General features: G+C 69.5%; 16 protein-coding genes. 4 read left to right on the top strand and 12 right to left on the bottom strand.

The features are described 5' to 3' along the window. Positions 1 to 110 precede the first annotated feature (110 nt). The 4 genes from LK533_RS02860 to LK533_RS02845 all read left to right on the top strand — a co-directional run bounded on the left by LK533_RS02860 (position 111) and on the right by LK533_RS02845 (position 3,997). On the top strand, positions 111 to 1,340 hold the full coding sequence (locus LK533_RS02860) for a type III PLP-dependent enzyme (protein WP_229361251.1): 1,230 nt from the start codon (positions 111 to 113) through the stop codon (positions 1,338 to 1,340). A gap of 107 nt (positions 1,341 to 1,447) precedes the next feature. After that, positions 1,448 to 2,506: a 1,9-bis(guanidino)-5-aza-nonane synthase gene (locus LK533_RS02855; RefSeq protein WP_229361250.1), complete on the top strand. Its 1,059-nt coding sequence runs from the start codon at positions 1,448 to 1,450 to the stop codon at positions 2,504 to 2,506. 103 nt (positions 2,507 to 2,609) lie between these two features. Beyond that, positions 2,610 to 3,608 carry an alpha/beta hydrolase gene (locus LK533_RS02850; RefSeq protein ID WP_229361249.1) on the top strand — a complete coding sequence of 333 codons (999 nt, stop codon included), beginning with the start codon at positions 2,610 to 2,612 and terminating at the stop codon, positions 3,606 to 3,608. A gap of 110 nt (positions 3,609 to 3,718) precedes the next feature. Then, the gene (locus LK533_RS02845) at positions 3,719 to 3,997 is read left to right on the top strand and encodes a PEP-CTERM sorting domain-containing protein (protein ID WP_229361248.1); all 279 of its coding nucleotides are present in this window, start codon (positions 3,719 to 3,721) and stop codon (positions 3,995 to 3,997) included. Positions 3,998 to 4,027: 30 nt separating this feature from the next. On the opposite strand, the gene LK533_RS02840 is transcribed toward LK533_RS02845, so the two are convergent. The 12 genes from LK533_RS02840 to LK533_RS02785 all read right to left on the bottom strand — a co-directional run bounded on the left by LK533_RS02840 (position 4,028) and on the right by LK533_RS02785 (position 19,266). Then, complete coding sequence (locus LK533_RS02840; protein WP_229361247.1) at positions 4,028 to 5,914, bottom strand: XrtA/PEP-CTERM system amidotransferase; 1,887 nt, start codon at positions 5,912 to 5,914, stop codon at positions 4,028 to 4,030. Beyond that, positions 5,914 to 7,440 (bottom strand): exosortase A, encoded by a 1,527-nt coding sequence (xrtA, locus tag LK533_RS02835; RefSeq protein WP_229361246.1) that lies wholly within the window; start codon positions 7,438 to 7,440, stop codon positions 5,914 to 5,916. The genes LK533_RS02840 and xrtA overlap by 1 nt, the downstream gene beginning before the upstream one ends. After that, entirely contained in the window at positions 7,437 to 8,621 is a 1,185-nt protein-coding gene (locus tag LK533_RS02830; protein ID WP_229361245.1) for a TIGR03087 family PEP-CTERM/XrtA system glycosyltransferase, read from the bottom strand. The genes xrtA and LK533_RS02830 overlap by 4 nt, the downstream gene beginning before the upstream one ends. Further along, a complete protein-coding gene (locus LK533_RS02825; RefSeq protein ID WP_229361244.1) occupies positions 8,621 to 9,688 on the bottom strand; it encodes a FemAB family XrtA/PEP-CTERM system-associated protein in 1,068 nt (355 codons plus the stop codon). The genes LK533_RS02830 and LK533_RS02825 overlap by 1 nt, the downstream gene beginning before the upstream one ends. Further along, a complete protein-coding gene (locus LK533_RS02820; RefSeq protein ID WP_229361243.1) occupies positions 9,685 to 10,524 on the bottom strand; it encodes an XrtA system polysaccharide deacetylase in 840 nt (279 codons plus the stop codon). The genes LK533_RS02825 and LK533_RS02820 overlap by 4 nt, the downstream gene beginning before the upstream one ends. A 9-nt stretch (positions 10,525 to 10,533) precedes the next feature. Beyond that, positions 10,534 to 11,607, bottom strand: coding sequence for an AAA family ATPase (locus LK533_RS02815; RefSeq protein ID WP_229361242.1), 1,074 nt, complete (start codon positions 11,605 to 11,607; stop codon positions 10,534 to 10,536). Positions 11,608 to 11,620: 13 nt separating this feature from the next. Then, positions 11,621 to 13,234, bottom strand: a complete 1,614-nt coding sequence (locus tag LK533_RS02810; protein WP_229361241.1) for a hypothetical protein — start codon at positions 13,232 to 13,234, stop codon at positions 11,621 to 11,623. After that, entirely contained in the window at positions 13,231 to 14,127 is an 897-nt protein-coding gene (locus tag LK533_RS02805) for a P-loop NTPase (protein ID WP_229361240.1), read from the bottom strand. The genes LK533_RS02810 and LK533_RS02805 overlap by 4 nt, the downstream gene beginning before the upstream one ends. Continuing rightward, the gene (locus LK533_RS02800; protein WP_229361239.1) at positions 14,124 to 15,650 is read right to left on the bottom strand and encodes an XrtA system polysaccharide chain length determinant; all 1,527 of its coding nucleotides are present in this window, start codon (positions 15,648 to 15,650) and stop codon (positions 14,124 to 14,126) included. Before LK533_RS02800 ends, LK533_RS02805 begins: the two co-directional genes overlap by 4 nt. A 9-nt stretch (positions 15,651 to 15,659) precedes the next feature. Continuing rightward, positions 15,660 to 16,247, bottom strand: a complete 588-nt coding sequence (locus LK533_RS02795; RefSeq protein WP_420705822.1) for an XrtA/PEP-CTERM system exopolysaccharide export protein — start codon at positions 16,245 to 16,247, stop codon at positions 15,660 to 15,662. A gap of 236 nt (positions 16,248 to 16,483) precedes the next feature. Next, the gene (locus LK533_RS02790; protein WP_229361237.1) at positions 16,484 to 17,731 is read right to left on the bottom strand and encodes a pyridoxal-dependent decarboxylase, exosortase A system-associated; all 1,248 of its coding nucleotides are present in this window, start codon (positions 17,729 to 17,731) and stop codon (positions 16,484 to 16,486) included. Beyond that, a complete protein-coding gene (locus LK533_RS02785) occupies positions 17,728 to 19,266 on the bottom strand; it encodes an acyl-CoA ligase (AMP-forming), exosortase A system-associated (protein ID WP_229361735.1) in 1,539 nt (512 codons plus the stop codon). The genes LK533_RS02790 and LK533_RS02785 overlap by 4 nt, the downstream gene beginning before the upstream one ends. Between the last annotated feature and the right edge of the window lie 68 nt (positions 19,267 to 19,334).

The raw sequence follows: 19,334 nt of genomic DNA, 5'->3' as shown, positions 1-19,334 counted from the left end.
GGCGCTTTACACGCCGGTTCGCCGACCCTATGTGCGCCATCCGCTGCCCCATGGGACTTCCAACCGCAAGGCAGCCCTTGTGTCGAACTTACCCCTGGAGGTCCCTTGAATTGGCCGAACACCATAGCGCGCTGGGGCTAGCAACCGCCCACTCGAACGCCACTCGTGGCGCCGACATCGCCCAGCGTGCGCCGGTTCAGCCGGTAACGCTTGTCCGTCCGCACGCCGCGCGTCGGGCTGCCCGATTCTTCGTCGAGAAGTTTCCGGGCCGGTCGATGTATGCGGTGAAGGCGAACCCCTCGCCGGATCTGCTGCAGATCCTGTGGGACAGCGGCATCACGCATTTCGACGTCGCCTCGATCGCAGAGGTGCGGCTCGTCGCGCGCACGCTTCCGGAAGCGACCCTGTGCTTCATGCACCCGGTCAAGGCCGAGGAAGCGATCGCGGAGGCGTATTTCACCCACGGCGTGCGCGTGTTCTCGCTCGACACGACCGAGGAGCTGGACAAGATCGTGCGTGCGACCCGCGAGGCCCAGGACCTGACGCTGTGCGTCCGGCTGCGCGTGTCGTCGGATCACTCGAAGCTGAGCCTGGCGTCGAAGTTCGGCGCGGCGCCGCATGAGGCGAAGGACCTGCTGTTCGCAGCGCGCCAGGCGGCCGATGCGCTCGGCATCTGCTTCCATGTCGGCAGCCAGGCGATGAGCCCGGAAGCCTATGCCAATGCGATGGAGCGCGTGCGCGCCGCCATCGTGGAAGCTGCCGTGACGGTGGACGTGATCGACGTGGGCGGCGGCTTTCCGTCGACCTACCCGGGCATGGAGCCGCCGCCGCTGGAGCGCTATTTCGAGACGATCCACCGCGCGTTCGAAAGCCTGCCGGTGTCCTATTCGGCCGAACTCTGGGCCGAGCCGGGCCGTGCGCTGTGCGCCGAGTACAGCTCGCTGCTGGTGCGCGTGGAGAAGCGTCGCGGGGCCGAGCTCTACATCAACGACGGTGCCTATGGCGCGTTGTTCGATGCGGCGCACATCGGCTGGCGTTTTCCGGTGCAGCTGCTGCGCGAGCCGGAGTCGGACGCCAAGGACGTCGGCTTCAGCTTCTATGGCCCGACCTGCGACGACATGGACCATATGAAGGGTCCGTTCGATCTGCCGGCGGACATCCGGGCTGGGGACTATGTCGAGATCGGCATGCTCGGCGCCTATGGCTGTGCGATGCGGACCGGGTTCAACGGCTTTGGTTCGGAAGAAACCGTGATCGTTGAGGACGAGCCGATGCACTCGCTCTACGTCGCGCTGGAAACGGCCGAACGCGCAACGCGCTCGAACGTCATCAAGCTTTAACGGCCGCAAGGCCTACCTATATGGACGGCGGACGCTGCGTGCTCCGCCGTCCCGACGGGTTTCGTGCGTCCCCTTGAACGACGCCGGTCCTGACTATTGGGAACATCATGACCGACACCATGACCAACGACAACCGCAAGGCTGAGCTGCTCTCGTCCGTCGTCGAGCATATCGACATCAAGAGCTTCGACGCCCGTCCGATCATCGATTCGATGAAGAAGATGAGCTTCACCAGCCGCGACCTGGCGCGCGCGACCGGCATCTACAACCAGATGCTGGAAGACCCGAACTGCTCGATCTTCCTGGTGATCGCGGGTTCGACTTCGGCCGCCGGCTGCATGGACCTCTATGCCGAGCTGGTGCGCAACAACATGGTCGACGGCATCGTCGCCACCGGCGCCACCATCGTCGACATGGATTTCTTCGAGGGCCTGGGTCACAAGCACTATCAGGCGCTAGAGATCCCCGACGACGACACGCTGCGTTCGCTCTACATCGACCGCATCTACGACACCTACATCGACGAGGAAGAGCTTCAGCACGTCGACCACACGATCTTCGAGATCGCCGAGACGCTGGAGCCCAAGGCCTATTCGAGCCGTGCGTTCATCCGTGAGATGGGCAAGTATCTCATGGAGCACGGCAAGAAGGAGAACAGCCTCGTCAAGCTCGCCTACGAGCATGACGTGCCGATCTTCTGCCCGGCGTTCACGGACTCCTCGGCTGGCTTTGGCCTGGTGAAGCACCAGGTCGACGCGATGAAGGCGGGCAAGCCCTACCTGACCATCGACTCGATCGCGGACTTCCGCGAGCTGACCGAGATCAAGATCGCGGCCGGCTCCACCGGCCTGCTCATGATCGGTGGCGGCGTGCCCAAGAACTTCATCCAGGACACGGTCGTCTGCGCCGAGATCCTGGGCCATGAGGACGTCGAGGTGCACAAGTACGCGGTGCAGATCACCGTTGCCGACGTGCGCGACGGCGCCTGCTCGTCCTCGACGCTGCAGGAAGCGGCGAGCTGGGGTAAGGTGAACACCGGCATCGAACAGATGGTGTTCGCGGAAGCGGGCTCGGTCATGCCGCTGCTGGCATCCGACGCCTATCACCGCGGTCACTGGAAGAACCGTGCAAAGCGCGGTTGGGCCAAGCTGTTCGGCGGCAAGTAAGCCTTCGCCTCACGATCTGATGAACCCGCCCGGGCACCTGCCCGGGCGGGTTTTTCTTTGCCCGGTGCCGCGCTACCCTGCCCTGCAAACAGGGAGAGGCATCATGACGATCGACCGCCGCACGCTGCTCGGCACCGCACTCGCGCTGCCGGTCGCCGCCGCCGGCCCCGTCACGCAAGCTCAGGCCGCGCAGGCACAGGTCCCCCAGAGCGGCATGACGCCGTGGCCGCCGGCCGAGCATTTCCGCCTGTGGCCCGGCAAGGCGCCGGGGGCGCCGGCCAAGCTCCCGACGCCGAAGCCCGAGATGAGCGGCGATCCCAAACGGCCCGAGCTGTGGATGCGCGGCACCGCCGACCCGATCGTAGGCGTCTACCGCCCGGCCCGCCCAAACGGGCGCGCGGTGCTGTCGATCCCGGGTGGTGGCTATGGCTTCGTCTCGCTGGAGAATGAGGGGATCGACGTCGCGAGCGTACTCAACCCGCTGGGCGTGACGGTGTTCGTGCTGAGCTATCGCCTGCCGGGGGACGGCTGGGCGAACCGCGCCGACGTACCTCTGCAGGATGCGCAGCGCGCCATGCGGCTGATCCGCGCCAATGCCGGCCGCTACGGCATCGATCCCGCCAAGCTTGGCGTGCTGGGTTTTTCGGCGGGCGGGCACCTGGCGGCGTCGCTGACCGTCGGGCATCAGGATCGGGTTTATGCACCGGTCGACACGGCCGACAGCCAGTCGGCGCGGCCGGACTACACTGGCCTCGTGTACGCGGTGACGAGCCTGTCGGCGCCGGGCCTGCACAGCCGGTCGGGAAATATGCTGATGGGCCCGAACCCCAGCGAGGAAGTGCTTCGCCGCTACAACACGCCGCCGCGAGTCACGCGCGAGACCCCGCCGCTGTTCCTGGCCCATGCGATCGACGATCCGCTCGTGCCGCTGGAACAGAGCCTGGACATGCTTGCCGCCGCACGCGCCGCCAAGGTGCCGGTGGAGGTGCATCTCTATGAAAAGGGCGGCCACGGCTTTGGCGCCAAGCATCTGCCGGAAAGCGCGCCCGGCCGCGGCTGGCTCGAACTCTACAACAAATGGGTGCGCACGCACGTGTCGTGAAGCCGAAGTCCCAGCCCGGGACTCAAGGGCTCGAAACAAGGGCTAATGGCGCGTTTACTTACACGGACTCATGCCTATCCTCTGGCCGCATTATGACAGGGGAAATTGGGATGAAGCGTTCGACCTATCTTGGCCTGGCACTGCTAGCAGCGACGATCAGCGCCCCGGCGCTGGCAACCGGCACCGGCGGAAGCGGCGGGTCCAGCGGCTGGCATGGCGGATCGAGCGGCGGCTATGGCGGTTCCACCGGCGGACACACCGGGTCGACCGGCGGCAGCACCGGATCGACCGGCGGTACGCCGGCACCCGTGCCGGAACCCGCATCGATGCTGCTGCTGGGCGGCGGCGCGGCCGCGCTCGCCTTTGCACGCAAGCGCCGGGCCAAGTAATCAGGCGGGGCGGCTTCGGCCGCCCTCTCCTCAGCCGAACAGCCGCCGCATCGACCGGTCGAGCAGGACCAGCTGCCACAGGGTGCGGCCATGTTCGGCGCGGCCCGCACGGTGGTCTGCGGCGAGCCGCTCGATCGCGGCGGGCTCGAACCAGCTGGCCAGAACCGGCGAGCGCGCCAGCGTCGCGGCTTCGGCAGCTAGGGCGTTGCGGAACCAGGCGCTGACCGGCGTCACGAACCCCATCTTCGGCCGATAGAGGATCTCCTTCGGCAGCCAGGGTTCGAGCGCCTTCTTCATCAGCCACTTGCCCTCACCGCGATGCAGCCGCAGCGCGGGCGGGAGCGTGGCGGCGAATTCGACCAGGCGATGGTCGAGCAGCGGCTCGCGCGCTTCCAGGCTCACGGCCATGCTGGTGCGGTCGACCTTGGTGAGGATATCGCCCGGCAGCCAGTGCTTGAGGTCGGCATATTGCGCGGCGTCAAGCCCGTCGCGCGCGGGCGCATCGCGCATGGTCGCGACATAGCGGTCTTCCCCGCGATAGCCGCTGAGGCCGCGTCGCATCGCCATCGTGTAGAGCCGATCCCGCGCTGCCGGCGCGGTCACGCCGACCGCCCGCGCATAGGCGGTGGCGCCATCCTCTGCCAGCGCGAGCAAGGTGGTCTTGGCACGCAACGGACGCGGCGCCCAGTCGGCCTTGGGATAGGCGCGGCCGAGCGTTCCGAACAGGCGGGTGCGCCACTCTGCCGGCAACAGCCCGCGCACGCGTTCTTCGGCAGCATGGAAGCGGTAGCGGCGGTACCCCGCAAACGCCTCGTCCGCGCCATCGCCGGACAGAGCGACCGTCACCGTCTCGCGCGCCAGTGCGCAGACCTGGTAGGTCGCGAGCGCCGAGGCGTCCGCAAAGGGCTCGTCGAACGCGTGGACCAGCGTATCGATCAGCGCGAAGTCGTCCGGCGCGACCGTGCGCGTGCGATGTTGGGTGGCGAAGCGGCGCGCGACCAGATCGGCATGGGCGCGCTCGTCATGGCCTACCTCGTCGAAGCCGATGGTGCAGGTCTTGACCGGCTGGCGGCTCGCCTCCGCCATCAGCGCGACCACTGCCGAGCTGTCGACACCGCCCGACAGGAATGCGCCGAGCGGCACGTCGGCGACCATGCGGGAACGCACCGCCTCTCCCAGCCGCTGGGCGAGCTCGGCGGTCAGGTCGCGAGCCGAGCCGGTGGCGCGGCGGGAGAAGTCGACGTCCCACCACTGCACCGACTGCGGCACCGGGCGGCCCCGCTCCAGCAGCAGGAAATGGCCGGCGGGCAGCTTGCGCACCCCCGCGACGATGCTGGTGTCGTCAGGGACATAGCCGAGCGCCATGTAATCCTCGACGGCGCCAAGATCGGGTGCGCGGCGCACCAGCGGATGGGCGAGCAGCCCCTTGAGTTCGGAGGCAAAGGCGACCGCGCCGTCCGAGAGCTCGACATAGTGGAGCGGCTTCACACCCAGCCGGTCGCGGGCGATGAACAGGCTGCGCGTCTCGGCATCGTAGAGCGCAAAGGCGAACATGCCGTTCAGCCGCGGGAGCAGCCCCGGCCCCCAGGCGCGCCAGCCGTGGAGCAGCACTTCGGTATCGCCGTCGGTCGCGAAGCGCGCGCCGAGGTCGATCAGCTCGGCCCGGATCTCGCGGTAGTTGTAGATCTCGCCATTGAAGACGACGACGTGAGTGTCGCCCGGCGTCGCCATCGGCTGTGGGCTGCCGGCCACGTCGATGATCGAGAGGCGGCGGTGGCCGAGGCCAACGCCGGGCGCGGTCCAGATGCCTGAGCCGTCCGGCCCGCGATGCGCGATCGCGTTGGTCATGGCCGCAAGCCGGGCCGGCTCGATCGGCTTGGGCAGCCCCGGATAATAGAGGCCGGCGATGCCGCACATCAGCGCGTGCCCCCCGCCACCTGGCCGACGAGCCGGTCGATCGGTCCGGCCGCGGCGACGAACGCCTCCGCCGCCGCACGGGCGTCCTTGCCGCCACCGTGCGCCGACACCAGCACGGCTGCCGCCATTGGCGAGCCGCCCAGCAGCTTGATCCGCAGCGTCTCCGCCTTGACGCGGCGGGCACTGCCGGTGGTCACCTCGCCCAGATGGTACCAGGTAAAGGTCTGGCGCTCCACCGGGCCGGGTGCGGTCATGCGCAGGCCGCTGCTGCCGGCGATCGGCGGCAGGTCCTCGACGCGGACCCAGCGGTCATTCTCGCGGATGGCGCCCTGGCCGAAGCCGACCAGTTCCTTGCCCTCGTGCTGGCCGGCGTAAAGCGCAATGGCTAGGTCGATGCGCCGCCCCTGCCCATCGGCATAATGGCCGAGCAGGAAGCGGTCGGCGCCGGGGAAGTTGGGGATCCAGGGAACGGCATCACCGGCCGGAACCTGCCGCCACCCCGCCGGCTGCGGAAGGGCGACCGCCGCGCGCAAGGGCGCGGCCCGGCCCGCGATCGCCGAGCCCCAGCCGGCAAACACCAGCGCGATCGCGAGGACCAGCGCGCTGGCGAGCGGCAGTGGCAGCGTGTGGCGCACGGGTGCGCGCAAGGCTGCGGGATCGAACCAGGGTGCGTCGGGGTCACGATCGAACCAGCGCCATCCGACCGCCATCACTGCAGCCATCACCAGCGCGAAGAACACCCACCCATAAACGATATGGTCGAAGCCGGTGGCGGCCTCCACCGAAGTCAGGTGCGCCGCATAGATGGTGCCCGCCGCGCGTATGCCGTTCGCGAGCACCGGCACTACCAGCGCCATCCCGAGGAACGCTGCCCGCCTGCGCCAGCGCACGAAGCAGACGTTCGCCACCAGCACGCCATATGCGGCCATGGCGATGACGAACTTGGTGCCCGAACAGGCCTCCGCCACTTCGAAATAGCCGTTGGGAATGGTGATAAGCACGCCGTCCACCATTGCCGGGACACCGAGCAGATGGAGCAACGCCATCGTCTGGCGGACGGTGACCGCCTGCAGCGGTGCCTCCAGGAAGTCGCCGAAAGGCACCAGAAACGCCATGTAGCCCAGCGGAAAGGCGAGACCGCGCGCGACGTTCGGCCCGAGCAGCGCGATGACGGCGCCGGCGAGCATGGTCACCAGACCGGCATGGCGGAACAGCGCCACCGCCGCGGCATCGCCGAGCAGCCAGAGGAAGCCGCCCATCGCTACCGGCAAGAGGCCCGGCCGCCAAGCCTGCGGCACCAGCTGGGCCAGCTCGGCGCGCCGCTGCCACACCAGCCAGGCGAGGATCGGCGGCACGAACAGGCAGTGGCTATAGGTGGTCGATTTCCACCAGATGCCGAGCATGTGCGCGACGTCGCGGCGCAGGAGGAGCAGCAGCCCGACCCAGACCGCGGCGAGCAGGGCGAGCGCGCGTGGCCAGCGCGTGTCCGCAGGGGTGCGCAGCGCCGGGGCGATCGCGACGGTCATGCCGTTTTCCCCGCCAGCAGGTTGGAAAGCGGCGCCAGTTGCGCGTCCCATGCGTAGCGGCGCTGCACCTGCGCACGAGCCGCAGAGCCGAGGGTTCGCCCTGCTTCGGGATCGTCGAGCAGGGTCGCCACTTCCGCCGCGAAGGCTCCCGCATCGGCGGCGACACGCAGGCAGCCGCCGTGATCGATGCCCTCGGCCGCTTCCGGAGAGGCGACGACCGGGCGCGCCATGGCCATCGCTTCCAGCACCTTGTTCTGGACCCCGCGAGCGATGCGGAGCGGCGCAACCACCACGCTCGCGGCCGCGAGCCAGCCGCGCACGTCCGCCACCTCGCCCGTCACAACGACGCCGGGTTCCTGTTCCAGCGCGCGCACGGCCGGAACGGGTGCTCGCCCGACGATGGCGAAGCGCGCTTGGGGATGCCGGGCGCGAACCTGCGGCAGCACCGACCGGGCGAACCAGCCGACCGCGTCGATATTGGGGCGATAATCCATTTGTCCGGTGAAGACGATCAAGGGGCCGGCTTCGTCAACCGCTGGGCACGCCGCGGGATCGTAGAAGCTAGTGTCGAGGCCGTTGCCGATGGCCTGCACTCTAGAGGCACCCGTAGCTTGGCGGAACAGCGCCGCCTCCGCCTCGCTCACGAACAGGCTGGCGTCGACGCGGGTGGCGACCTGCGCCTCGAACGCCTGGAGCAGCCGCGCCTCGCGGGCCATCAGCCAGCGCATCGGCCCCTTCGCCTCGGCCGCATATTGCGCGAACTTGGCCGAATCCATGTCGACGAAGTCCATGACGACCGACGCGTTCACATCGGCGGGTAGATATTGGGCCATCTGGCCGGAAAAGACGTAGAGGGCGTCGATCGGCTCGCGGGCCAGCACATCGGTCACCGCGCGGCGCATCGCCGGGCTGTCGAAGGCAGTCAGCGACACGGGGCGCCCGCTCGCCAGCCCCTCTGCCGCCGCGAGAGCCTGGCCCTTGCTGCGCCACAGGATCGTGCGGCTGGCGGTCGCCTCCACCAGCTCGACGCGGAGCTGAAGGTCGCGCGGGTCGTCGGCAAAGGCGCAGAGGTGGACGCGATGGCTGCGCGCCAGGTGGCGCAGCATATGCCACCCGCGGATCTTGTCCCCGCGATCGGGCGGGAACGGCACGCGATGGGCAAGGAACAGCAGCGATCCCATCAGCCGAGCCCGCGCGCGATCCAGGGGCCGAGGCGATTGGCGATGCCCAGCGGCAGGCGCTGCCACGCCGCGATCTTGAGCCGGTACTTGGGGTTGAGCGGGCTCGCATCGCGCGGCGCGGCGCCATCGCGGGTCCAGGTCGCATAGCCGAGCGGCTCGGGCGTGAAGCCCCAGTTCTTCTTGAAAGCGGCAGGCCCCGTGCCGGCCTTGGAGCGGCCGAAGTCGAAGCGGGTGCATCCCCGCTCGCGCGCATGCCGCATGAGCGCGAAGTACATCGCGTCGTTCGCCCGCAACGCTCGTGCCGCCCGCGTGCCGCCGCCCCAATAGGGATAGACCGTGCCGCGCCAGTAGAGGCTCAGCACGCTCGCGACCGGCTTGCCGGCGTGGCGCACGGTCAGGATGTCCGCGCCTTCCGGGCCGAAGGCGTCGAGCACGGTTCGGAACAGCGCCCGCGGAAACACCGGCGTGCCAAGGTTGCGGACGGACTCGCCATAAACGGCGAAATGCTCGGCGAGGTCGCCAGTGCTGCGCCCGGTGACGACTTCCAGGTCGGCGGCCAGCGCCTTGCGCACCTCGGCGCGCTGCTTGCGCGGGATGGCGGCGAGTTCGGCCGCGTCATCGGCTGCGATTGAGCGAGCGAAGCCTAGGTAACGGCCCTCAAGCAGGTTCCAACCCGGCCCTTGCGGAGGCGTGCCGCCGCGCAGTTCGAGCGTCGGCGCTTCGTCCGCCTCGGCAATCGCCAGCGCACGACGGATCAGCGTGGCCTGTGCCCCCGTCGCACCCAGCGGCCCACCGCCGACGCCGAAGCCGGTGGACACCAGCGCCGAGCCGAACAGGCGCGAGCGAATGGTGGTGAGCGGCAGCACCGCCGCAAGTGCCCTGCCCTGCTCGGCCAGCAGCAGGGTGAACGCCTGACCCGTCGCGCGCGCGGTCGCCTGCCCCCAGGCGGGCAAGTGAAAGGGCGTGCCCTCCGGCTGGTCCGCGACAAAGGCCGCGACGCGCGCGGCCTCCGCCGCATCGTCCAGCCGCGCAGGCCGGACGGTGAGGCCCGCAGGAAGCTCCGTCACGCCCGCTGCGCTTCCGCTGCCACGATTGCGTCGGCCCGACCCCAGTCATGGCTGGAAAGCAGCCGACGCAGCTTGCCCTCCATCGCGGCGAGCCGCGCATAATGGCGGACGCGCGAGCGCAGCGGCGCGCGAGCGACGCGCGGCTGACCGGGGTCGACCTCCCATGGGTGGAAATAGAACATCGCCGGGCGACGGTCCGCGCTGTTGGCATGTGCCACCGCGCGATCAGTGACCCGGCTCGGCAGCAGGCGGAAGAAACCGCCGCCTGCCGGCACCTGCCGCCCAAGCACGCGCGCGGTGGTAATCGGCCACTCGACCAGATCGGCGTCGGCAAGCGGACGGAACACATGGGGCGGCGCGTCCGGCCAGCCGTAATGGTCGTGACGGACGGGCGCGACGCTGGACGAGTAGCGATAGCCGGCCTCCGCCAGGATCGGGTGCGCCCAGGGGGTGCGCGCGTCGATCGAGAAGCTGGGCGCGCGATAACCGGTCACGGCAACGCCGCCGGCATCCTCCAGCGCGGTCCGAGCGCGGGCAAGGTCGGCCCGGAACTGGTCCGGCGTGAAGGTGAATACGCGCTGGTGATCCCAGCCGTGGCTCGCGACCTCATGCCCCGCTTCGGCGATCCGGCGGATCAGCGCCGGCGCGCGTTCTGCCACCCAGCCGAGCGTGAAGAAGGTGGCGGTGGTACCCGTCTCGGCAAACAGCGCCAGCACGCGGTCGGTGTTCGCCTCCACCCGGCTTTCCAGCTGCGCCCAGTCGTCGCGGGCGATCACCCGTTCAAAGGCGCCGACCTGGAACCAGTCCTCGACATCGACTGACATGGCGTTGCGCATGCGGCAGGCTCAGGCGGCGGTGCCGCGCAACCGGTCGAGGTTCGGGCGACGTTCCTCGCCCTCGACCCAGTCGACCAGCAGCATCAGCACGCGTCGCAGCGTCTCGTCCTGGTCGGCAAGCCGCGCCTCCAGCTTCGCGATGCGGTCATTGAGTGCGGCAAGTTCGGCGCTCTGCACACCGAAGGTGACCGGCGGCACCGCGTGCAGCGTCCCGCGAACCGTACGGCCGGCATCGTACGCGGGAGTGATCTCCGCATCTTCCGGGACGCCGACATCGTCGTCGAGTTCGGACGTCACGGATTCGATCTCGGCCACGTCGAGGCGCTCGATCTCCTCGACGCCGCCCAGCAACAGCACCCGGCCCATCAGCAGGTTCAGGCGGCGGGGAACGCCCCCGGACCAGCGGTAGAGCGCGTCGATCGCCTCCGGCGTGAAGTCCGGCCGACCGTTCCAGCCGACCAGCGACAGGCGGTGGACGATGTACGGCTCGACCTCATGCGCCTCCATCGGATCGAGGTGGTGCATCGCGATCACGCGCTGGCGCAGCTGCTCGACGCGGCCGGAACCTTGCAGCCGCTCGCGGAACTCGGGCTGGCCGAGCAGGAAGATCTGCAGCAGCGCATGGCCGCCCGCCTGGAAGTTGGAGAGCATGCGCAGCTCTTCGAGCGCGGAGAGCGGCAGCGACTGCGCCTCGTCCACCACCAGCAGCGTGCGGCGGCCGGCGCGGGCGACGGCGTGCAGGCCGCGTTCGATCGCGGACAGCAGCTGCGCCTTTGACAGGCCGGTCGCGTCGGTGCCGAGGCCATTGGCGATGACCTGCAACAGGTCCTCGGGCTCCAGCTGAGTGGTGACGAGGCGGATGACGTTCAGGCGCGCCGGGTCGATGGTGGAAAGGACATGGCCGAGCAGCGTCGTCTTGCCCGCCCCCGGATCGCCGGTGATGACGATAAAGCCTTCACCCTCGCTCAGGCCATAGGTTAGATAGGCCATTGCCTTGCGATGGGTGCCCGTGTCGTACCAGAACGCCGGGTCGGGCGTGAGCTGGAACGGCTTGCCCGAAAGGCCGTAGAAGTCGTCGTACATCGTCCCGGCCTCCTCAGAAGCGGTAGCCGAAGGCGAGCAGTGCCTGGGCAATCCAGGCGCTTTCGCTCTGTTCGGCATCATAGGTGTACAGCCCGGCGGAGAAGCTGCCATAGGCCCGGCCGAAGCTGCGGTAATAGGCGCCCTGCACGCCCCCGCCCCAGCTGTCGAGCGAGCCCTGCAGCCCGCTGGTGTAGTAGTTGGCGTAGACGTCCGCGGTTACGCCCGAGCGGGAATCCAGCGCGCGCTGGGCAAAGGCCTGCGCGTAGACGCTCTCATCGTTGCTGCGGTACAGCTCGGCCCCCGGCACTTCCGGCAGGAAATAGTGGCGATTGGTGTAGCCGGCGCCGACGCCCAGGCGGGTGTTGCCGCGGCTGACCGCATAGACCGCGTCCACGCCCCGCGCGCGGTAGACGGCGGTGGAGATCGACTGGAGGGCGGGGGTCAGGCAGGCGCCGGGCTGCGTCGCGCCACCCTCCCCGGTGCCACCGCCGAACACGCAGCCGCTGTAGCGATTGCCAAACGGATCGGTGCCGCCGTTGTAGAAGCTGGTCGGCAACGACGCGAGCCCACCGGTCAGCTGCTGACCAAAAGTGGTGACCGTGTCATAGACGCGCAGCTGGAGCCCCGCGTCGGGGCCGGTCTGCCACGTCAGCGACCCCGTGTAGATCATGCTGCCGTAGCGCTGGCCGATCCGCGCTTCGAGCTGGAACCGGGGGCTCGGATGCCACACCACGCCCGCGTCCCAGATCACCCCGTCGATGTCATAGGCGAGCCGGATCGGCGAGTCCGGGTCGGTGACATAGCGGCCGGAGCCGTCGAGCACCGGGAACCCGTCTGCATCGAGCAGCGGATCGCGCTGGCCGACCTTGATCTTCTCCCAGCCGATGCCGCCGACCACCGCAAGCTCACGGCTCACCGGCATCAGGGCATCCAGACGCAGGAACTTGCCCTCGTAGAACTGGTCGAGCTGGCTGGTATCCTCGCGCACCAGACCGCCCGACAGAGTGAGCCCCACCGGCAGGACGGTTCCCGGCCGGGTCGCCAGACTTCCCGTCAGCTGATGGCTGGTGGAATCGCCATAATAGTCGAGGCCGTTGCCGGCGTTGTCGCGGAGCAGGTCCGGCGTCTCGACCTTGGTATAGCCCAGCCGATAGGCCGCGTTGACCGCGACCGGCCCGGCGTGGGTGGAAAGCGTCGGCCCGCCGAAGGCCGAGTAGATCTGGGTGCTGCTGCCGCCGAAGCCGCCGGCATAGGCAGGGGCGCCGATGCCCCCGCGCGTGCGGGTCGCGAGCGCACCGCCTTCCAGCGAAATGGCGCGCGTGAGCTGCACATCGGCGCGAGCAAGCCCGGAATGGACGTCCGCGTCCCCGACATCGTCTTCCCAGGCGATGTAGCGCTGATACTGGTAGCTCAGCTGCACCTGCACCCGGCGCGAGCGGACCGCCGCGTTCACCCCGGCCGTCAGCTGCGTATAGGTGAGCACGTCATCGTTGGTGAGATCGGCGACCAGCGCCTGGCCGACCTCGATATAGGGCGACACCTCAACCCGGCGGCCCTGTGCCTGCGCTGGGGCGGCCATCGCAAGAACCAGCAGGCCCGCGCCCGGCAGCAGCCAGGGGCGGCTCACGCGTCGTCCCCCGCTTCGTAATAGCTGCCGAAGCGGCGGCCGCGTGGCTGGAGCGAGACGGCGTTGAGGAGCAGCTGCACGGTGTCGCAGCCATCAAGCAGTGCCACGGCCTCGCGCAGGTCGCTCTCGCTCGTCCGGTCGGCACGCACGACCACCAGCACCTGGCCGACATGTTCGGCCAGCGCGGCCGCTGTGGAGGCGGCGAGCACGGGGGCGGAATCGAACACCATCAGCCGCCGGGGATGTGCCTGCTCCAGCCGCTGGAGCAGGGCATGGGCACGATCGCTTGCCAGCAGCTCGGTATCGCTGTCGCTGCGCGCACCCGCGGGCAGCACCGACAGGTGCGGCACGTCGGTCGGGATGATGCAGCGTTCGACATCAATCGTCGGGTCGGCAAGCGCGTCGAGGAGCCCCGGCCCGGCGGAAATGCCCAGCACGTCGGGAACGTCCGGCTTGGCGAAATCGGCGTCGACCAAGAGCACTTCGATGTCGCGCTCGGCCGCCAGCGACAGCGCGAGATTGACCGCGCAGAATGTCTTGCCCTCATCGGGCTGGGCGGAACACACCAGCACGCTGCGCGGGCGCGGCGCATCGCCCTCCCGCGCGGTGATCAGCAGCTGGCGCTTCACCATGCGGAACTCTTCGGCGAGTGCCGAGACCGGACCACCCGGCACCAGCATGCCACGCTCGGCCAGCCGCTCGCGATCGATCGGCTCCGGCGGACGCGAGGGCGGTGCGGGCGCAGGGTCGGGCACGGGCGCCGACGAAACGCCTACGGGTCCGGCCGGACGCAAGCCGGCGCCCGGCTGGAAGCCATAGCGCTCGACCGCGCGTTCCAGCAGCGAACCGCTGTGGCGGCGCCGCGGCGGGCTGTCGATCGGGTCTCCGCTCACGCTGCCAGCCCCCGCATCACGAATTCGACGCCCATCAACGCGACAAAGGCGACACCGAGCGCCGCGGTCGCGCCCGTAAACAGCTTCAAGCGGCGCTGGCGCAGCTGCTGCTGCGCCTCCGTCACGACCGCGCCGATCGAGCCGATCACCGGCATGCTGCTCGCACGCTCCAACCGGGGCGCGGTGGAGAAGCCGGAACGCAGCTTACCAAGGGCAAAGGCTGTGGCGATCCCGCCGCCGATGCCTGCGACCAGGACCGCCAGCAGCAGCAGCGGGCGATTGGGCGATGCCGGCACGCTCGACTGACTGGGCGGGTCGATCAGGCTGAACTTCACCGCATCCGTCTCGTTCTGGACCTGACGGCGCAACCGCACCTGCTCGCGATCGGTGAGCAGCTGGTCATACTGCGTCTTCATGGCCGCAATGTCCTGATCAAGCTGCGCCTGTTCGGCGGCAGCCGCGGGATCGCGCGCCATCTTGTTCTGCAGCCCGGCGAGCTGCGCCTCGAGCTGGCCCTTGCGCTGGGCAAGCTCGGCCACCCGCGCGGCGCGCTCGGTCCGCATCGACTGAAGCTGAAGGTAGAGCGGGTTATTCTGGGCGGCGCTCCCGCCGCTGCGCGTCACCGGCTCGTTGCGGGCAGCCGCGCGGGCGACCGCAAGCTGGCGCTTGAGCGCGATCATGTCGGGATGCTGGTCGGTCCAGCCGCGGCCGCGGCCCTCCGCCAGCTGACCTTCGATTGCCGCCACGCGCGCCCGCGCCGGCCCGGCGGTGGCGGTGCCGGCGTCGCCAGCCGTCGTCGCGGCCGTACCGGCGAGCTGGCCGTCGATCGTCGACAGGCTGCTGTTGGCGGACGCAAGGTCGCCGTCGATCTGGGCAAGCTGGTCGCGCGCCTGGCTCATTCGCTCGTCGAGGGAGCCGGTGCCCGGCAGCATGCTGAGATACTGCGCCTGGAACGCCTGGCGCTTCGCATCCGCCTGGGCGATCTGCTGCTGGCGGGCAGCAAGCTGCTGGTCGAGGAACCGCAGCGACTGGCTGGTAGCATCGCGACTGCTGGCGAGATTGTCTTCCACGAACAGGTCGATGAGCTTCTGCACGACTTCACGCGCGACCTTGGGGTCGTCCAGGGTGGCCGAAATCTCGAACAGATTGTCCTGCTGCGCGACGATGCGGATCGCCTGCTGCAACATGGCGATCCGGTCCGCGACATCCCGGTCGCTGGAGACCGTCGTCGCAAGGCTGGTGCCGCGCACCACCTTGTCGAGGTTGTAGGCAGAGGCCAGGGTCTGGCGGACGCGGTCGATATCGCTGGCCTGCTGCGTCTGCACGCCGCCGGTCGCGGACGTCGCCGGCAGGATCGAGCGCAGTTCCACCGACAGGCGCGCGGTGGAGGTGTAGCGGTTCGGGATCTGCGACACGGCAAGCCAGCCGATCAGGCAGATCGCCCACGCGACCCCCAGCGCGATCCAGCGCCGGAGCCAGACCATGTGGGCCGCGACCCGCAATTCGTCGAGAAGACCGTCCACCAGTCGCCCTTAGAACATGCTCTCGGGGATGATGATCACATCGCCGGGCGCGAGACGCACGTTGGCGGAGGTGTCCCCATCCTTGAGCAGGCTGGCGATCCGCAGGCCATATTCCTGCTGCTTGCCCGTCTCGCGATCGAAGCGCACCAGCCGCGCGCGATTGCCGGCGGCAAATTCATTGACTCCGCCCACTGCGATCATCGCGTCGAGCAGCGTCATGTTGGCGCGAAACGGCAGCGAAGCGGGCTTCTCGGTCGCGCCCACCACGCGCACCTGCTGGCTGTAGGTGCCGGAGAAATTCTCCACGATCACCGAAACCAGCGGATCCTGGATATATTCGCCAAGCGCCAGCTTCATGTCCTCGGCCAGCATCGCCGGGGTCTTGCCGACGGCAGGCATGTCGCTGATCAGCGGGGTCGTGATGCGGCCGTCGGGGCGCACCTGCACCTTGGCCGACAGTTCTGGATTGCGCCACACGAAGACGTTGAGCTGGTCGAGCGGGCCGATGACATAGTCTTCGCCCGGCTTTTCCTGGGCGGTGACAAAGGGAGCGGCGGGCAGCTCAGGCCGGGTCGCGGTGCATCCGCCCAGCAGCATTGCCGCAACCGCTGCGACACCGGCTGCGACCGGAAAGCTGTACACGCGCATATCAAACCCTTCGCTCAGTCATCCGCCGCCGCCCTCGGGGTGCAGGATCGTTGGTGCCCTATACCCGGCCGGGTAAAGATAGGGTTAGATGGAAACACGGGTCTGGTGCCGGCCAGCGTACCATATCGGGAAGCCTCCCGAGGGTCGCGCGCCCTTCCCGCCCCCTCCGGCCGTTGGGAAGCGCGTCAACGGCTTCCGTGGCTGGCGGTTCCATTCACCACCAGTTCGCGCGCAGGCGGGTGGCCGAGGAAGCTCGTTGGGCTGGCACTCGCGCCATACGCACCGGCGAGGAACACGGCGACGAGATCGCCGACGGCAACCTGCGGCAGTGCAACCTTGTCGCCCAGCCGGTCGAGCGGGGTGCACAGGCAACCAACGACCGAGGCGGTCTGCGTCGCCGGCTCGCCCATGCGCGCGGCGATCGCGAGGGGGTAGTTGCGGCGTACGACCGTGCCGAAATTGCCGCTTGCCGCAAGCTGGTGGTGCAGGCCGCCATCGACGACGACGAAACGCTCGCCGCCGCTGTCCTTCACGTCGACCACGCGGGTCAGGTACACCCCCGCCTCCCCCACCAGCCAGCGGCCGAGCTCGATCGCGAAGCGACTGTCGGCGAGCACCGCCGCGCGGTTCGCCAGCGCCTCCCCAAGCGCTTCGCCGATCGCGGCGATGGCGACGGGCGCATCGCCGGCGAAGTACGGGATGCCGAAGCCGCCTCCCAGGTTGACCAGCGGCGGCGCAGCCCCTGCCTCCTCCGCCAGCCGGGCGGCAAGCGCCACGGTCGCCGCCTGGGTCTCGATGATCGCAGCGGTGTCGAGCGACTGCGAGCCGGCAAAGATGTGAAAGCCGCGCCAAGCCGCGCCTGTATCGCGGATGGTGCGAACCAGCGCCGGCACCTGCCCGGCATCGACGCCGAAAGGCGATGCGCGGCCGCCCATCCGCATGCCGGAGCCGCGCAGCTCGAAGTCGGGGTTCACCCGCACCGCGATCCGGGGGGCGATGCCCAGCCGTTCGCCCACTGCGAGAGCTCGTGCGACCTCGCCTGCGGATTCGGCGTTCAGCGTCGCGCCGGCCTCGATGGCGGCGGCGAGTTCATCGTCGCGCTTGCCGGGGCCGGCGAAGCTGATCTGGGCCGCTGGTTTGACGGTCAGCGCGCGCGCCAGTTCGCCGCCCGAAGCGACGTCCAGGCCATCGACCAGCGACGCGATGCCGGCGAGCAGATCGGCGTGCGGGTTCGCTTTGATTGCATAGTGGATGCCCAGCTTCGCCGGCAGCGCGCGCCGCAGGGCAGCGACGCGGTCGGCGACCAGGCCGAGGTCATAGACGAACAGCGGCGTGTCGCCGGCCCGCGCGACGAGTGCCTCGGCATCCTCGCCGCCGATCGCCAGCCGCTGCTGCCCGGCAAAGGCGGGCGGGATCGGACCGGTCGGCTTCATTGCGGGGACTCCTGAAACTCGGCGAGGATGGCAGCGCGAAGGCCGCTGCGATCGAGCTTGCCATTCGGATTGCGGGGCATCTCGTCGCGCCAGCGATACTGGGCAGGCTGCTGGAAAGCGGGGAGTTCGCGCCGCAGCCGCTCGCGCAGCGCCGCCTCGGCGGGTTCGGCGGGACCGTTGGCGCGGGCGACGACCAGCACCGCCTGGCCGAGCCGCGCGTCGGGCACACCGAACGCTGCCGCCTCCGCGACTTCGCCGCCGGCGAGCACCGCTTCCTCGACCTCGGTCGGGCTGATGCGGTTGCCCGCGCTCTTGATCATCTCGTCCTTACGGCCGACGAAGCGGAGCAGGCCGTCCTGCCCCTCCACCACCGTGTCGCCGGACCAGACGGCGGGGCCGCCACTCTGGGCAAAGGCTGGCGCGGGGCGAAAGCGCTGCGCGGTGCGCTCGGCGTCGCGCCAATAGCCCTGCCCCACCAGCGGGCCGGCGTGGACCAGCTCGCCGGGCTCCCCCGGCGCGGCACGGCTGCCGTCGGGACGCACCACCAGCACCTCGGCAAAGGGGATGGCGCGACCGATCGCATCGGGGGCGGTGTCGACCAGCGCGGGATCGAGAAAGGTCGAGCGAAACGCCTCGGTAAGGCCGTACATCGGGTACAGATCGGCTTGCGGAAAGCGCGTGCGCAGCGCACGCACCATCGGCGTCGTCAGCGCGCCGCCCGAGTTGGTGAGCCGGCGCAGGCGTGCCGCAGTCTCGGCAGGCCAGTTCGCCTCCAGCAACTGTGTCCACAGCGGCGGGACGCCGGCCAGGCTGGTGATCCCCTCGCGGTCGACCGCCTTCACCACGTCGCGCGGCGTCAGATAGTCGAGCGGCACCACGCACCCTCCGGCCGCCCAGGTCGAGAACAGCTGGTTCTGGCCATAGTCGAAGCTGAGCGGCAGCACGCCCAGCACTCGGTCGGTCGGCGCAAGGTGGAGATAATGGGCGACGGAGATGGCGCCCAGCCACAGGTTGGCGTGGCTGAGCATCACCCCCTTGGGCCTTCCCGTGGAGCCGGAGGTGTAGAGGATCGCCGCCAATGCATCCGGATCGGCGTTGGACGGGGGCATCGCGTCGGCGGCATGGGCCAGCGCGTCTTCCTCGCTCGCGACCCGGCAGCCATCCGGAACATCACCCGGCTCGAGCAATGCGGCGCGGACCGGCTGGGTCAGCAATAGCGCCGCGCCGCTGTCGGAGAGAATATGCGCCACCTGCCCGCGCTTGAGCACCGGGTTGATCGGAACGTGGATGAGGCCGGCGCGCGGGGCCGCAAGCGGCATCAGGCAGGCGGCGCGGGTCTTGGGCAGCCAGCTCGCCACCCGGCTTCCCGGCGCCAAGCCGAACGAGGCCAGCCAGTGCGCCAGCCGCCCGACTGCCGCCTCCAGCGCGACATAGCTGAGCACGCCCTCCCTGCCGGCGAGGGCCGGGGCGTCCGCATCGCCGCGCAACTGCGGCAGCGCGTCGATGGGCCGGGGCACGGGATCGAGCGGAACCATGATCGGGCGCATAGCCGATGCCGGCGGCAAAGCCACGCCTGCGTGGCGCTGCAACCTTGGCTTTTCTC

Source organism: Sphingomonas sp. PL-96, from assembly GCF_020707215.1.
Classification (GTDB): domain Bacteria; phylum Pseudomonadota; class Alphaproteobacteria; order Sphingomonadales; family Sphingomonadaceae; genus Sphingomonas.
Note: the sequence above shows the minus strand (reverse complement) of the source record. Positions and strands in the feature narration are given on the sequence as shown.